The organism is Streptomyces sp. NBC_00386 (genome assembly GCF_036063235.1).
Taxonomy (GTDB): Bacteria; Actinomycetota; Actinomycetes; order Streptomycetales; family Streptomycetaceae; genus Streptomyces.
The window spans coordinates 1498189-1513063 of sequence record NZ_CP107950.1; the positions used below are offsets into that span (position 1 = coordinate 1498189).

The window sequence follows — 14875 nt, forward strand, 5'->3', positions numbered from 1 at the left end:
TCGTCCCGGCATATCGTCCGTCTGCCGCGGTGGGAGGCTGTCCCGCTGCGGCAGACCGGGTCCCCCGTATACCTCAGAAAGGTCTCCTGAATGCTCCGCCCCTACGACGAACACCATCGTGAGGCGCTCTTCGCGCAACTGCACCTTCCGGTGACGGAGCGGACCTGCCCGGTCTGCGGCCATGTCGGGCTGCGCAACTATCACCACGAGGAGTACGGCCGGACCGATCCGTCATGGATCAACTACCTGTGGTGCGGCAATTGCCACGCCTACTCGTCGTCGTTCACGAACGCCCGCCGCGAGATGGTCGAAAACGACCCTCTCCTCGCGGAATACGGCGACCGGATCTCTGAGGTCTTCAACGACCCCGAACGACTCCTCAAGATCCTCGACGGCTACTGGAAAGCCGGCAGCCTCCCCCAAGTGGTCTCCCGGCGCCCCCGCGGACGCTGACGGCTGGCGGCGATCCTTTCCTGGTGGTGCTGCCCGACGCTCCGCACCCGCCGGGACGCGCATGCTGTGCGTGCCGGCGGGAGCGAAGCTCGGCGAGCGTGAGGTGCCGGCCGCGATGCTGGAGGCCGATGCCAAACCGGTGCGTGAGCTCCGGGTGGACCGGTCCCGATGAAGCGGGCATGGTTTCAAACCTGCTGGGGCAGGTCCGGGTCGTCCCCGACGTTATTGCCCATCCGCCGAGTTCCCGGAAGGGGTAATGATGTTGGAGGACAACCCCGAGTTGGCGGAGGTCGTGCGAGAACTCGTCGAGGTCTTTCCCGACGGGGTGGACGACGATGACTACCACCCCCTCCTGGTGATCCTTTCCGACGTGCTGTCGGAGAGGAATCTGGGAGTGGCCGTGCACGCGGCCTTCGGCCTGGATCCACATGTCGCCCGAAACGAGGCGGCCGATGCCCGCACAGGCAACAAGCCTTCACGACGAGGGATCGAGGACCTGCGAAGCCGCATGACGGCAAAGGGCTGGTCCATCGTCGAAGACGAGAACTGACGTGACAATGTGCCGAGCAGTCCAGCACCGAGGTGACCCGGACGGGCGCCGCGCCGAACGCGGCCACGCGGCTTCGCCGCGGCGCCCGGCGCCTCACCCGAGAAGCGACATGACCTACTACGCGGATTTCTCGCTCTACGACTTCATCGAATACGAAGAGCCCGAGGGCCTCACCATCGGCTGGCTGGAGGACGGCTTCGACTACAACATCGACGAGGTTTCCGAGGAAGACCTCGCGGACATCATCGATCTCGGTTCACTACGACAGCGCAGGAGCCAGGGCTGGCACTCGTGCACGCTGTGCCAGGAGTACACCGAACACTCGGTGACCTCCGCGCGGGCGAATGTCGACTACCGCCTCGGCCACGCCGAGATCAGGGCCGTCTCGGACGACGGAGCGCTCTACGTCGCCCCGAACCTGATCATCCACTACATCGTCGACCACCTCTACGGACCGCCTGTCGAGTTCATCGATGCCGTGCGGTCCGAGGTCCGAAGGCGCTGGCCCGACGGGAAATGGCGTAGTGCCACCGGAGGCCGGCTCAGCAGCTGCTCCACGAGACCTGCCGTCAGAAACGCACGCGGTTTCTCGGCGACACGGGAACCGAGGAGACGCCGAGGTACTTCGGTCGGACGATGTGGCGCGAGATCTCCGGCAGCGGCTGACACCTGGCCGGACCGCCACGTGACTCCGCGTCAGTGCGCTGAATCGCCGCCGGGTCGGCCGCGGTGGGATCACCTCCCACCGCGGCCGACCCGCTCGACGGCCGCCCCGAATTTTCCAGAGAGGTCCCGGTCCCATGCCCCGCCCCTACGACCAGCAGCATCGTGAGGCGCTCGGCGCCCAACTGCACCTTCCCGTGGCCGAGCGCACCTGTCCGACCTGCGGCCATGTCACCATGCGCCTGTACTTCCGCGAGAAGCTGGGCCGGACCGAACCCGCGTGGATCACCTACCTCTGGTGCGGCAACTGCCACGCCTACTCGTCGTCCTTCGTCGGCGCCGGCCGCAAGATGGTGGAGAGCGACCCTCTCCTCGACGAATACGGCGACCGCGTCCCAGAGATCTTCCGCGACCCCGAGCGCCTGCTCAAGATTCTCGACGGCTACTGGAAGGCCGGCGACCTCCCCCAGGTGATCTCCCGGCGCCCTCGCGGACGCTGACGGCAATCCCTTCCTGGCGGTCCTGTCCGATGCTCCGCACGCGCCGGGATGCCGATGCTGTGAGTGCTGACGGGTGCGAAGCTCGGTGAGCGCGAGGTACCCACCGCGATGCTGGAGGTCGATGCCGATCTGATGCGCGAGCGACCGGCCTCCTGCTGATCAGCGACAAGGGCTCTGCCTCAAAGGGCTTCAAGCTGTCACTGTCCGAACAGGGCATCACGCTGCTGCGCCCGTCGGGGAAGAAGGAGATCCTGCGGCCGGACGAGCCGATGCTCAGCATCCGCCATCTGTTCGAGTCGGTCAGCGACACCCTCAAAGGCCGATTAGACCGAGAACAACACGACGGGCACGCCGTAGAGAGCGTCGCCGTCCGCGTTATCCAGCGCATGCCGGCCCCGGCCGCCGTGAGAACGCCACCTCGGCTCTGAACTCCTGTATCGGTCCCGATGAAGCGGCGCCCCGCGGCGAGCGAGATCGCCGAGATGCTCGCCCGGTACGTCGCCCGCACCCGTATCCAACTGGGCGGCCCACGGCCACCGGCAGTCCAGGAGAGCCCGGCTGAGCCCGTGCCGCTCACACCACCGCCCGCAGTCACCGGCGGAGCACCCCCCGCACTGCGCCTCCCGCGCTTCGGCGCCGCCCGCCGCGAAGCCGAAACCCGGGTGGTGCGGCTGCGGGAACCCCTGCCGCACAGCAAACGCCTGGCCCTGATCGGCGCCTACCACTACAGCGGCCGCGCCACGACCACGATGGTGCTCGGGTTCCTGCTCGCCACGGTGCGCCGCGAACCGGTCCTGGCCCTCGACGGATCCGCCTCCGAAGGAGCGCTGGACACCTTCCTCACCCACCGCAACCCGGCCGTCGTACGCGACCTGGCGGCACTGCCGCCCCCACCGTCGTAGGAGAAGATCCGCGCCCGAACCACCCGCCTGCCGTTCGCCGCGGCCCTCGGCAATCGATGGCGCCGTCTTCTTTCTCTCTCCGTAGCCCTGCGCCAAGCGCTCGATCGCGCCATTCTGCATGCCGTAACTGGCCTCTTCACGCTACTTGCCGAGAGCGTCCTTGAACCGAATCGTGTACGGGTGCAGGCAGCGGGTCGGCCTGGAACATCCGCATTCCTTGAAGAGCGGCCCGATCCCACGATCGAGCTGTCGAGCCACGTATCAACCCTTCCAGGCAGGGCGCAGGGCGCGGCAGCAGGTCCCTGCCGCGATGCAGCTCAGCAAGCCGGACACCGTCCGGCCTGAAGCTGACCATTTGCTGACCCGAGGTCAGAAATCAGGTCTCTGACCTGGGGAAACGCTCAGACGCTAGATCTTGGACTTGACCATGGTGCGCAGCATGAGGCAACTCCGGAAGGTCAGCTCCCTGCCCACTTGGTGCAGGTCAAGGGCGGTTCTCAGCCTACAACGGCTCTCTCTGCGGCCAACGCGCGTCCGTCGTCGAGGGACTTGCGCCGACCGCTCACCGAGCCGGCTCACGGTTCGCCCGTCGGGTCCGGAGGTCTCCGCACGAGTCGTCGACTTCGTCCGCGGCCGAGAGGCGTGACCAGGCTAGGGACCGGCGCCCCGAGCCGCACCGAGATTCGCGTCACTCACGGCCGGGCGGGAGGACTCCCGGACGAGGCAGCGTGCGCCAAGCTCGACGTAGTCGCCGCGACCGGGCGGCCGGCTCACGAAAGGGGAGCCCCATGGCTCTGGACCGCCTGGCACTGGAGTTCGCGGTCGAGATCAACAACCACGACTGGTCGGACACCCCGTACCGGGCGGACCGGGCCGGGCACCGGCGGAGCACCGATCGGCGCCAGCGAGGTCCTACCCGCGAGCAGGCGAACAAGGTCCGTGCCAACGCCATGCTCGTCGTCGCGCAGGTGCTCGGTCACAAGGATCCCGACTTCGACCTGCACAAGTTCGCGGAAGCCTGCGGCGTGGAGGGCTTCAGCGCTGAGCAGGTCCGCGCCGGCCGGCGGATCAGCCTTGCGGGCCGGTACGCGACCCCGGGCGCCTGGGACCCCATGTGGGCGCCCGGCGAGGGACTGTCCTCGCCGACGAAGACGTGGACGGGCTCTGGTCACCAGGGCCCGTCTCACCCCATGGGACGCGCGGGATGTCGGGCGGTCAGACCCTCAGTCCGTCACGACCAGAGTCGGTGGACGTTTCCGTCGTTGCGCTCGTGCGTGTAGACGGAGCTTCCGTCTCTCTGGTGCACGTCGCGCCAGAAGGCGACGGTGTTGTGACAGCTATGGACCGCGACGTCGTCCGGCGCGCCTGCCCAGTTGCAGCCCGGCTCCAGGCACTTGTTGTCCGGCTTGTGGGTCCAGTGAACGTCCGAGTCGGCGTGAGCCGCCACGCTCGTGGCCAGCACGAGGAGCGGTGCGAGCGTCATCGCTCCTACGGTTTGAGCAATGCGCTTGACACGCATGCCTGTTCCCCCTGTTTTCCCTTTCGGTCGATTGCGTTTCTGGACTCCCCCGGAATCCGGAAACACGGACGTCGACTCCGGTCGACGCCCCACGCAACCGTATGCAGTCGGCCAGCGCCGAGCAGTGTACAAAGGGGCCAGGGAAGCGTCCCGCTGTCATCTCACCGACGTGACCTGCGACTTGGGACGCCGCGTGTCGACGCCCCTGGGACGCGACGCATGTGCGCCGATCCACCGAGGGAGTCCGAGAACTGCGACCCCAGCGCCGACCCGGTGATCTGCGTCGAGCCCCGGCACGGCGGGCGCTCCCGCTCGCCGGCCCGGCCGTTCGCCTCGATGACCTCGCATGATGGGGCCAGGTTCGGCAGTTTGTGGTGATCCACATCACGAAGGTGAAGGAATGGTGTATTTGATCTTGCAATCCTACTCTTGCTGCTATGTCGGCAGTCGCCGGATGCCCCTTCACTCCCGGAAAGCGTCATGCGTAGAACTCTCCTGGCCGGACCCGCCGCCGTCATCGCCCTCCTGACCTCTGCATGTGGGCCCGCGATGGGAGGCGGGGCGTCGGGGGACGCGAAGGGCGGCGCGAGGCCGACCGCGTCGGCGCCCTCGTCCTCGATACCCGAAGCCACCGCCACCGCAGCAACCGCCGGCGCCACCGCCGAGGCAACAGCCGCGGCCGACGCGCCTCGGCCGCGCACCGAACTCGCGCTGCTCGACTCGATCTCCGGGACCAGGGGCGGGCACACGGTGGCATACCACCGCGCCGTTCTGTGCCCGCCGAGCGATGCCGACTGCACGAGCACCGTGCCGCCGGAAGGAACCGGTTACCTGTACCCGGTGGACGACCCGGAAGTGAAGAAATTGCAACTGCGGCCCCTGGCCGAGGGCTTCTCCGCCTGGTACTGGCTGGAGCCCTCCGACAAGCGGATGTCCATCACCCCGGCCGGCCTCGCGGGGGCCGACGACCACGGCGGCTTGGGATGGGACGACGACTTGACCCAGCGTCCGTTCGTCCGCGTCACGATCGACGAAAGCGGCTCGATCTCCGCCGTCGAGGGCATCGACCTCCACCTGTCCTAGGGTCCGAAGTCCGAGCGATGGGTGGTGGATCGACGACGGCACGGCGTCGGGACGGCGGCCGTCTGGGAGGATGTGGCCATGTCCGACCAGTGGAGCGACTCGGAGGCGTTTCGGCTCTTCGAGGACGAGACCGCGGCCCCGGGGCGGGGCCTCGAGTCGCAGTCGGCCGTGGCGCCGCCCCCGAAGTCAGGTGGTGAAGACCTCCAGCCCGGGTGGGTTGCCTGCCGGGACTGCCGCGCCGCGTACGACTTGAGCAACCCGGACGAGGTGAAGTGGCACACCGAGTCCGTGAACTGCGGGCAGTCGTGCCGGTGCATCGGGCGTCCACGGTGCTACACGTGCCGCGGTTCGTTCTGCTGCTGCGCCGAGCACTGAACGGCGGCCGCTGTCCGGGCGGGGCAATGAAGTCCGCGGCGAGGCGACAGGCTCGGGTGAGGCCCCGCCGCCGTCCCCGTCCAGCCGCCGCAGGGACACTGGAACACTGGACCGCGTGCCCACACTGTTCTCGCCACCCGCTGTCACGCCCGTCCGGCTGGCGCGGCCGCCCGTCCTGGAGAGCTGGGACGCGACCGGACACCCGAGTCAACAGCGTCTGCGCGCCCACCTGGACTCCGTCACGGCCCTGGTCGGTCCCGCTGCCGCCGCGGACGCCACCCGCCTGGCCCTGGCGCTCGACGTGGGTCTCGGCGACCACATCGTGCTCACCCGCGGCGGTCACGACCTCGACAACTATCTCTTCCCCCTGGCGCGCACATTCGGGGCCGGCCGCTTCGACGCCGTCTTCGCCCGCAAACGCCATGCCGCCTCCTCCACGATCGCCATCGGACCGGCCGCGCCGGCGGACCCCGGCCGCGCCGCCATGCCACCCCTGCTTTCCGTACGCACCAGCGTGTCCGCCACCTCGCCCGCGTGGAAGGAGACCATCCATCAGGCATGCCGGGCGGCACAGCCGGAGCCGTATCCGGACGGGCCGCTGCACCTCGTGCTCTGCTTCCGTCTGTCCGCCAGACGCAACTGGTCGACTCTCTGGAAGCCCGCGATCGACGCTCTGGGGCCGCTGCTCGGCATACCGGATCCGGGCCGCCCCTACAGGCCCGCCGACGATCGCATCGTCGATCTCGCCCTGCATCGCAACGTCGACGACTCGCTGAACCACGATGTGGTGATGACCATTTGGTGCCGCCCCGTCCCACCGCCCGGCGTGGAACCCGTACGAGGTGGAGGGCCCGACGTGCACACCGAGGGTGACAGCGTCCGCTCCAACTGATCATGCATGGGCGGTGTGGCTCCCAGTGAGCAACTCACCCGGGTGCCGCACTGTCCTGGGCCGGGCTGCCGACAAAGCGAGGCTCCGGTGCGGAGCTCTGGCCCATGGCCGGCTGCGCCGCGTGCCGTGGCCGTACGAGGCCCGTAAGACGCCCGGCACGCACCCTTCCCGGCCACTTCAAGATCGACACATGGAATTTCCCGTGTCCACCACCCGAAGGGAAAGTGCGCCTCGATTCGGACATGCCGCACCAGAGAAAGTTCCTCATTCACCTATTGGCGTTTCGATGATGTGTGAGGGGAGTGAACGAGACGCCACCATCAAGGAATTGCCCCGAATCCCGGCACCTCTTCCGGCGTCCACGGTTGACCGAATCAATGCGCCCGTACACCGTCCCACTGGTTCAACATTGACCAGCCAGTAACAACAGGGCTACCTTTCAACGCGTTTCGAGCAGGCTCAATAGACCGATGTTCCCGGGTTTCCGCAGGTCCCGCTGGAATCCGACGCGCCGCCATCGTTGTCGTACCGCATCCCCCACCATGCAGTCTCAGCTTGATTCGGAGAATCATGACGTCTGCTGTGCGTTCCGAGGACATGATCATCGGCATCACCCCGTTCGGCGAACCCGACGCCCGGCTCGCCGCGGCGGTGTGCCGGGCCGGCGGGCTCGGCGTTCTCGACCTGGGCGACGGGGACCGAAGATCCCGTGACGCGCTGGAACGCCTGCACCGCCTGGCACCGGGCCCGTTCGGGGTGCGGATCGGCGCCCGCTGCCGGCTGGACCCCGCCGACCTCGCGCCGGGGACCGGTGACGCCGGTCGGCCGGACACGGTGGTCCTCGCGGTCGACGCGCCGTGGCAGGCCGGCGACCTGACCGCCGACCACCGTGTGCTGGTCGAGGTCACGGACCTCGACGGGGCGCGGGCCGCGGTGCTCGCCGGGGCGTACGGGCTGATCGCCCGCGGCAGCGAATGCGGCGGCCGGGTCGGGGAGTTGAGCACCTTCGTCCTGCTCCAGCGGCTGCTCGCCGCGCCCGACGTGCCGCTCCCGGTCTGGGCCTGTGGCGGAATCGGCCCCCGGACGGCGGCGGCAGCGATGGCCGGCGGGGCGGCCGGGGTGGTGCTGGACAGCCAGCTCGCGCTGCTGGCCGAGTCCTCCCTGCCGGAGGCTGCCGCGGCCCAACTGCGGCCCCTGGACGGTTCGGAGACGACGGTGCTGGCGGGTCACCGGGTGCTGCTCCGGCGGGGCCCGGACGCGCCGCGCATCGCCGGGACCGACCCGGAGACGGTGGCGGCGGCACTGGGCGCACAGGATCCTCGTACCCAGTTGCTGCCGGTGGGTCAGGACGGCTTCCTCGCCGCCCGGTTCGCGCGGCGCTGGGGGGATGTACGTGGGACGGTGCGCGCTCTGACGGACGCGGTGCGCGACGTCGTACGCGACGACACGGCCGCCGGGGCACTGGGCACGGGCTCCCCGATGAGCCGGGCACTCGGCACCCGGCTGCCCGTCGCGCAGGGACCGATGACCCGGGTCAGCGACCGCGCCGAGTTCGCGGCGGCGGTCGCCGAGGACGGCGCGCTGCCGTTTCTGGCGCTGGCGCTGGCGGACGGCGCGCGCACCCGGGCGATGCTGACCGAGACCCGGGCCGCCATGGCCGGGCGGCCCTGGGGCGTCGGCGTGCTCGGCTTCGCGCCGGAGGAGGTGCGTGCCGCCCAGTTGGAGGCGGTACGGGAGCTGCGGCCGACGCACGCCGTCATCGCGGGCGGGCGGCCTTCCCAGGCACAGGCGCTGGAGCGGGACGGGATCCGCACCTTCCTGCACGTGCCCTCGCCGGGGCTGTTACGGCAGTTCCTGGAGGCCGGGGCCCGCCGGTTCGTGTTCGAGGGTTCCGAGTGCGGCGGGCACGTCGGTCCGCGCGGCAGTTTCCCGCTCTGGGAGGCGCAACTCGCGGTCCTGGAGGACTTCCTGGACGACGCGGCCGACAAGAGCGGCAGGAACGGCAGGAATGACACGGGCGGTAAGGGCGGCGGCGAGGATGCGGGCGACGGGTACGGCGGGAACACCGCGGAGGCGCTGGAGGTGTTCTTCGCCGGAGGTGTCCACGACGAGCGCTCGGCGGCGATGGTCGCCGCGCTCGCGGCCCCGCTGACCTCGCGCGGGGCCGCCGTCGGGGTCCTCATGGGCACCGCGTACCTGTTCACCGAGGAGGCGGTCGCGCGCGGCGCGATCCAGCCGCTCTTCCAGCGCCAGGTGCGGGCCGCCGAGCGGACCACACTCCTGGAGACCGCCCCCGGCCACGCCACCCGCTGCCTGCCGAGCTCGTTCACCGACGGGTACCGCGAGCACGAGGGTCGGCTGCGGTCCGCGGGCGCGGCCGACCGGCGGATCTGGGAGGAACTGGAGCAGCTCAACATCGGGCGGCTGCGCCTCGCGAGCAAGGGCGTGGAACGGGACGGCAGCGGGGCGCTCAGGTCTGTCGGCGAGGCGCGCCAGCTCACCGACGGCATGTTCATGGCCGGGGAGGTGGCCGTGCTGCGCTCGGCCACCACCACCGTCGCGGCGCTGCACGAGTCGGTGACCTCCGGGGCCGCCGGCTTCCTCACGCGGCGGGCGGCGGGGCTGCGCGACCGGCTGGGCGAGCGGCCGGGCGGGTCCGGGACCCGGGAGCCGGTGGTGCCCCCTCCGTTGGACATCGCGGTCGTCGGGATGGCCTGTATGTTCCCGCAGGCGCCCGACCTCCCCACCTTCTGGGCGAACGTCGTCGGCGGCCGGGACGCGGTCGGTGAGGTCCCGCCCGAGCGCTGGGACCCGGCCGTGCACTACGGGCAGGGCGACGACGGAGCCGCCCCCTCCGGCGGTGCCGTCCCCTCCAAGTGGGGCGGCTTCCTGCCCCGTATCCCCTTCGACCCGCTGCGCTACGGCATCCCGCCGGCGTCGCTCGGCAGCATCGAGCCGGTCCAGCTGCTGTCCCTGGAGGCCGCCCGGCGCGCCCTGGAGGACGCCGGATACGGCGACGGAGGACGGGAGTTCGACCGTTCCCGTACCTCGGTGGTGTTCGGCGCGGAGGCGGGCAGCGACCTGTCCAACGCGGCCACGCTGCGCGCCGTGCTCCCGTCGTACCACGGGCGCGTCCCCGAAGGCCTCGACGGCCAGTTGCCCCGGCTGACCGAGGACTCCTTCCCCGGCATGCTCGCCAATGTGATCTCCGGCCGGATCGCCAACCGGCTGGACCTCGGCGGCGCCAACTTCACCGTCGACGCCGCCTGCGCCTCCTCGTTGGCCGCGGTGGACGTGGCCTGCAAGGAACTCACCGGCGGCACCAGCGATGTGGTGCTGTGCGGCGGCGCCGACCTGCACAACGGCATCAACGACTACGTCCTGTTCTCCTCGGTGCACGCGCTCTCCCCCACCGGGCGCTCCCGCTCCTTCGACGGCTCGGCGGACGGCATCGCACTCGGCGAGGGCGTCGCCTGCGTCGTCCTGAAGCGGCTCGCGGACGCCGAACGGGACGGCGACCGGATCTACGGAGTGATCAAGGGCCTCGGCAGTTCCAGCGACGGCCGCTCCCTGGGCCTGACCGCGCCCCGCCCCGAGGGGCAGCGCTCGGCGCTGGAGCGGGCCTACCGCAACGCGGGTGTCTCACCGGCGGACGTCGGTCTCGTCGAGGCGCACGGCACCGGGACCGTGGTCGGCGACCGCACCGAACTGACCGTCCTGGGCGAGGTGTTCGGCAAGGCAGGGGCCAAGCCGGGGAGCTGTGTGCTCGGTTCGGTCAAGTCGCAGATAGGACACACCAAGTGTGCCGCCGGGCTGGCCGGGTTGATCAAGGCGACCCTGGCGCTGTACACCGGCGTCCGGCCGCCCACCTTGCATCTGGAGCACCCCAACGCCGCCTGGGACGAGGAGAGCAGCCCGTTCGTCTTCCATGCCCGGGCCCGGCCCTGGGCGGCTCCGGCCCCGCAACGGCTCGCCGGTGTCAGTGCGTTCGGCTTCGGTGGCACCAACTTCCATGTGGTGCTCGGCGCGTACGCGGACGGCGCGGCACCCGCGCAGGCGCTGGACGAATGGCCCGCCGAACTGTTCGTGTTCCGGGGCCGGGACACGGCGGCGGCACACCGGGCCGTCAAGGAGTTGCTCGGGGCCGCCGAGGCCGACGGCCGGCCGTGGCGGCTGCGCGACCTGGCCCTGAGCGCGGCCCGCCGGGCCGATGTCTGTCCGGATCCGGCGCGGGTGGCGGTCGTGGCTGCGGACGTGGACGAACTGACCGGGCGGCTGCGCCAGGCGCTGGCCGGGGAACACGATCCCGCGCACGGCGTCCATCTCGCCCAAGGCCCGGCCGAGGGCAAGGTCGCCTTTCTCTTTCCCGGTCAGGGCAGCCAGCGCCCCGGAATGCTCGCCGACCTGTTCGTCGCCTTCCCCGAGCTGCGCCACTATCTCGAACTCGGCGCCGACCACGCCGGCCGGCTGTACCCGCCCGCCGCCTTCGACGACGGCGCACGCGAGCGGCAGCGGGCGGCGCTCACCGACACCCGGGCCGCACAGCCCGCGCTCGGCATCACCGGACTCGCCGCCCACGCCCTGCTCACCACGGCCGGGGTGCGGCCCGACATGGCCGCCGGGCACAGTTACGGCGAACTGGTCGCCCTGAGCGCGGCGGGCGCCCTGAGCCCCGAGACGCTGCTCGCGCTCAGCTCCGAACGGGCGGCGGCCATCCTCGCGGCCGCCGGGGCGGACCGCGGAGCGGACCCGGGGACCATGGCCGCGGTCACGGCCGGCGCGGCGGAGGTCGTGGGAGCCCTTCGGGCTGTGGAGGCCCCGGCCGCCGTGGTCGTCGCCAACCGCAACTCGCCCCGCCAGACGGTGATATCCGGCCCGGCCGACGACGTCACGGACGCCGTGCGTCTGCTGCGCGAGGCCGGGTACGACGCCCGGCGCATCCCCGTGGCCTGCGCCTTCCACAGCCCTCTGGTGGCCGGTGCGGGCGCCCGGTTCGCCGAGGCGCTCGCGGCCCGTCCGGTGCGCGCGCCGGAGTTCCCGGTGTGGGCCAACCGCACCGCGACGCCGTACGCCGCCGACCCCGACGCGGTACGGGCCGGACTCGCCGCGCAGATCGGCGCCCCGGTCGGGTTCGTCGAGCAGATCGAGGCGATGTACGAGGCGGGCGCGCGGATCTTCGTCGAGGCCGGCCCCGGATCCGTGCTGACCGGGCTGGTCGGACAGATCCTCGGCGACCGGCCGCACCGGACGGCCGCCTGTGAGCCGCGCCCGGACAGCGGCCTGCGCGGCTGGCTGGACGCCCTGGCCCGACTGGCCGTCGCCGGGCTGCCGGTGCGCACCGGCTGGCTGCTGCGGGGCCGCGACGCCGTCGACGCGGTGCGCACGCCGGTGCCGAAGCGGCCCGGCTGGACGGTCGACGGACAGTTGGTACGCACCGCCGCCGGAGACCTCCTTCCCGGTGCGCTCGCACCGGCCCGACGAGTCGTGGAGACGACTGTGCCGACGAACCCCCCGCACGCGGTCCCGTCCGACCGGGACGGCCGCCACGGCATGCACGGCAGCAACGACAGCAACGACAGCAACGACATGTACTACCAGGACCGCCAGGACGCCCAGGACGCGCTGATCACCGAATTCCTGCGCACCAGCCGCGAGATGGTCGCCGCCCAGCGTGACGTGCTGATGACCTACCTCGGAGCGGTGGCCGGGGAACGGACGGCCGCGCCACCCGCGCCCGTCGCCCCGCCGTCACCGCGGGACACGACGGCCGCCGCGCCCCAGGCGGAGCCGCCGATGTCACCACCACTCCGGGCCACGGAGTCGCCGGCCGACCAGGCATCCCCCACCGGGTCGGCGCCGGTTCAGGACGTCGACGTCCAGCAGGTGGTCCTGGAGATCATCAGCGAGCGGACCGGCTATCCCCTCGACATGATCGAGCCCGATCTCGACCTGGAGGCCGACCTCAGCATCGACTCCATCAAGCGGGCCGAGATAGCCGGCGAACTGGCCCGGCGCCTCGGCGCCGGGGACGGCGCCGACCTCACCGGTCTCGACGACGCCGAGTTGGAGGATCTCGCGAAGGCACGGACGGCCGCCGCGGTGACCGACTGGCTGACCGCGCGGCTCTCCGGCCCCGCCGAGCCGACCACGCCTCCCGCCGAGGACGCCGGGGCGATCCCGGCGGCCGACACGGCCGAGACCTCTGCGGCTGCCGAGCCGGCTGAGGCGTCCGGGACAATCGAGGCACCGGAGGTGTCCGGGACGGTCGAGACCGTGCGCGCGGCGACCAGCGAAGCTGTGAACGGCCAAGCGGTGAACGGCGATGCGGTGAACGCCGCGACGGTGAGCGGCGAGGCGCCCAAGCGGTACCTGCTGCGGCCGGTGCCCCTCGGGCAGGAGGATGGAGCCGCGGATCCGGCGGCCGTACTGTCCGGGACGCGGTGGGCCGTCCTCGGCGACGCCCCCGAGATCGGCGCCCGGCTCACCTCGTACGGCGCCGACGTCGTCGTACGCGACCGGGAGCATCTGCTCACCCCGGAAGACGGCCGGGTGGACGGGGTCCTTTACCTCGTCACGGGTGGCGCGCCGGTGCTTCCGGACGCGTTCCCCGTCCTGAAGGCCGCCCTCGCCCTGGAACCGCGCCGGCTGCTGGCCCTGCGGGCCGTGGGCGGGGACACGCCGGACACGGCGGCCGCGGGGCTGCGCGGCCTCTTCCGCACCGTGGCGCGCGAGTACCCGGCGACGGTCGCGCGGACGGTGGAGGTGGTGACCACGTCGGCCGTCACGGACACGCTGACCGCCGCGGACGCGCTGCTGCTCGCGGACGCGCTGGTCGACGAGCTGTGCGCGTCCGACCTCGCCCCGGTCGTCCTGCGCCGGCCGGAGGGCCGGTTCGGCCTGGAGCTCGTCGAGTCACCGCTGGGGATCCTCGGCGGCACCGGCGCGGGCCCGGCCGGTGCCGGTGCGGCCGAAGCCGCCGCGCTCGGCCTGGACCGGGACGCGGTGGTCCTGCTGGCAGGCGGGGCACGCGGCATCACCGCGCAGTGCGCCGCGGCCATCGCCGCCGCCGGCCGGTGCCGGCTCGAACTGCTCGGCAGGACGCCCGCGCCGGACGGCCCGGAGGACCCGGACACGGCCGCCGCCCGTACCCCGGCCGAACTGCGCACGGCCCTCGCCGCCCGCGGCGGGACGAGACCGGCGGCGATCAACCAGGCCGCCGAACTCCTCCTCGCCCAGCGGGAGATCACCGCGACGCTGGCGGAGCTCAGGGCGCTCGGAAGCGAAGTCCGCTACCGCTGCGTCGACTTCCGGGAGCCGGAGGCGGTGCTCCAGGCGGTGAAGGACATCCACGCCGAGCACGGCCGCCTCGACGGGGTCGTCTACGCGGCCGGGGTGATCGAGGACCGGATCATCGCCGAGAAGACCCCCGAGTCCTTCCAGCGGGTCTACGGCACGAAGGCGACCGGCGCCGACGCCCTGCTCACCGCACTGGAGGAACTGCCCGACGGACCGGCGTTCAGTGTGCTGTTCGGCAGCATCTCCGGCGTCCTCGGCAACCGGGGCCAGGCGGACTACGCGGCGGCCAACGACGCGCTCCAGACCCTCGGCTCGGCCTGGGCCGCCCGCACCGGGCACCGGGCGCTGACCGTGCACTGGGGACCCTGGGCGCCCGCCGCCCGGCACGGCGGCATGGTCGGACCGGAGCTGGCCCGCGCCTACGGCCGCCGGGGCATCGGCCTGATCGACCCCGAGGAGGGCACCGCGGCCCTGCTGCGTGAACTCGCCTGGGGCGACCCGTCGGTCACCGCCGTCGTCTACACCGCCTCGGGCTGGTGAGGGGTCCGGTGACGGATCCCTCGGCGGGTTCGGTGACGGATCCCGGGGCGAGTCCGGTGACGCACCGGGCGAAGGATTCCGTGACGGGCCAGGAGCAGGATC

At 71.7% G+C, this 14875-nt stretch carries 10 protein-coding genes and 1 pseudogene; 10 read left to right on the forward strand and 1 reads right to left on the reverse strand.

Annotated features, from left to right (window positions below; genetic code table 11):
• Window positions 1-90 precede the first annotated feature (90 nt).
• The 7 genes and pseudogenes from OG780_RS06430 (at window position 91) to OG780_RS06455 (ending at window position 4348) form a co-directional block, all read left to right on the forward strand.
• Window positions 91-453, forward strand: a complete 363-nt coding sequence (locus OG780_RS06430; protein WP_261706652.1) for a hypothetical protein — start codon at window positions 91-93, stop codon at window positions 451-453.
• 259 nt (window positions 454-712) lie between these two features.
• Window positions 713-1003, forward strand: a complete 291-nt coding sequence (locus tag OG780_RS06435) for a hypothetical protein (protein WP_328445569.1) — start codon at window positions 713-715, stop codon at window positions 1001-1003.
• Between the two features lie 109 nt (window positions 1004-1112).
• Complete coding sequence (locus OG780_RS06440; protein WP_328445571.1) at window positions 1113-1835, forward strand: DUF7919 family protein; 723 nt, start codon at window positions 1113-1115, stop codon at window positions 1833-1835.
• A complete protein-coding gene (locus OG780_RS06445) occupies window positions 1804-2166 on the forward strand; it encodes a hypothetical protein (protein ID WP_328445573.1) in 363 nt (120 codons plus the stop codon). Before OG780_RS06440 ends, OG780_RS06445 begins: the two co-directional genes overlap by 32 nt.
• Window positions 2167-2232: 66 nt before the next feature.
• Window positions 2233-2570 (forward strand): annotated as a pseudogene (locus OG780_RS44575) (IS982 family transposase); the annotation flags it as partial.
• 42 nt (window positions 2571-2612) lie between these two features.
• Entirely contained in the window at window positions 2613-3068 is a 456-nt protein-coding gene (locus OG780_RS06450; RefSeq protein WP_328445575.1) for a hypothetical protein, read from the forward strand.
• Between the two features lie 788 nt (window positions 3069-3856).
• Complete coding sequence (locus OG780_RS06455) at window positions 3857-4348, forward strand: hypothetical protein (RefSeq protein ID WP_328445577.1); 492 nt, start codon at window positions 3857-3859, stop codon at window positions 4346-4348.
• Here OG780_RS06455 and OG780_RS06460 read toward each other — a convergent pair.
• A complete protein-coding gene (locus OG780_RS06460; RefSeq protein WP_328445578.1) occupies window positions 4300-4551 on the reverse strand; it encodes a hypothetical protein in 252 nt (83 codons plus the stop codon). The genes OG780_RS06455 and OG780_RS06460 overlap by 49 nt on opposite strands.
• A gap of 516 nt (window positions 4552-5067) precedes the next feature.
• Here OG780_RS06460 and OG780_RS06465 point away from each other — a divergent pair.
• The 3 genes from OG780_RS06465 (at window position 5068) to OG780_RS06475 (ending at window position 14773) form a co-directional block, all read left to right on the forward strand.
• Complete coding sequence (locus OG780_RS06465) at window positions 5068-5670, forward strand: hypothetical protein (protein WP_328445579.1); 603 nt, start codon at window positions 5068-5070, stop codon at window positions 5668-5670.
• Between the two features lie 490 nt (window positions 5671-6160).
• Complete coding sequence (locus tag OG780_RS06470) at window positions 6161-6937, forward strand: hypothetical protein (protein ID WP_328445580.1); 777 nt, start codon at window positions 6161-6163, stop codon at window positions 6935-6937.
• Window positions 6938-7507: 570 nt separating this feature from the next.
• Window positions 7508-14773 (forward strand): SDR family NAD(P)-dependent oxidoreductase, encoded by a 7266-nt coding sequence (locus tag OG780_RS06475; protein ID WP_328445581.1) that lies wholly within the window; start codon window positions 7508-7510, stop codon window positions 14771-14773.
• Window positions 14774-14875: the final 102 nt, after the last annotated feature.

What these genes read in the sequence shown, in the direction of transcription:
- OG780_RS06430 (WP_261706652.1), top strand. Translation starts at nt 91, where the DNA reads ATGCTCCGCCCCTACGACGAACACCATCGTGAGGCGCTCTTCGCGCAA.
- OG780_RS06435 (WP_328445569.1), top strand. Translation starts at nt 713, where the DNA reads ATGTTGGAGGACAACCCCGAGTTGGCGGAGGTCGTGCGAGAACTCGTC.
- OG780_RS06440 (WP_328445571.1), top strand. Translation starts at nt 1,113, where the DNA reads ATGACCTACTACGCGGATTTCTCGCTCTACGACTTCATCGAATACGAA.
- OG780_RS06445 (WP_328445573.1), top strand. Translation starts at nt 1,804, where the DNA reads ATGCCCCGCCCCTACGACCAGCAGCATCGTGAGGCGCTCGGCGCCCAA.
- OG780_RS06450 (WP_328445575.1), top strand. Translation starts at nt 2,613, where the DNA reads ATGAAGCGGCGCCCCGCGGCGAGCGAGATCGCCGAGATGCTCGCCCGG.
- OG780_RS06455 (WP_328445577.1), top strand. Translation starts at nt 3,857, where the DNA reads ATGGCTCTGGACCGCCTGGCACTGGAGTTCGCGGTCGAGATCAACAAC.
- OG780_RS06460 (WP_328445578.1), bottom strand. Translation starts at nt 4,551, where the DNA reads ATGACGCTCGCACCGCTCCTCGTGCTGGCCACGAGCGTGGCGGCTCAC.
- OG780_RS06465 (WP_328445579.1), top strand. Translation starts at nt 5,068, where the DNA reads ATGCGTAGAACTCTCCTGGCCGGACCCGCCGCCGTCATCGCCCTCCTG.
- OG780_RS06475 (WP_328445581.1), top strand. Translation starts at nt 7,508, where the DNA reads ATGACGTCTGCTGTGCGTTCCGAGGACATGATCATCGGCATCACCCCG.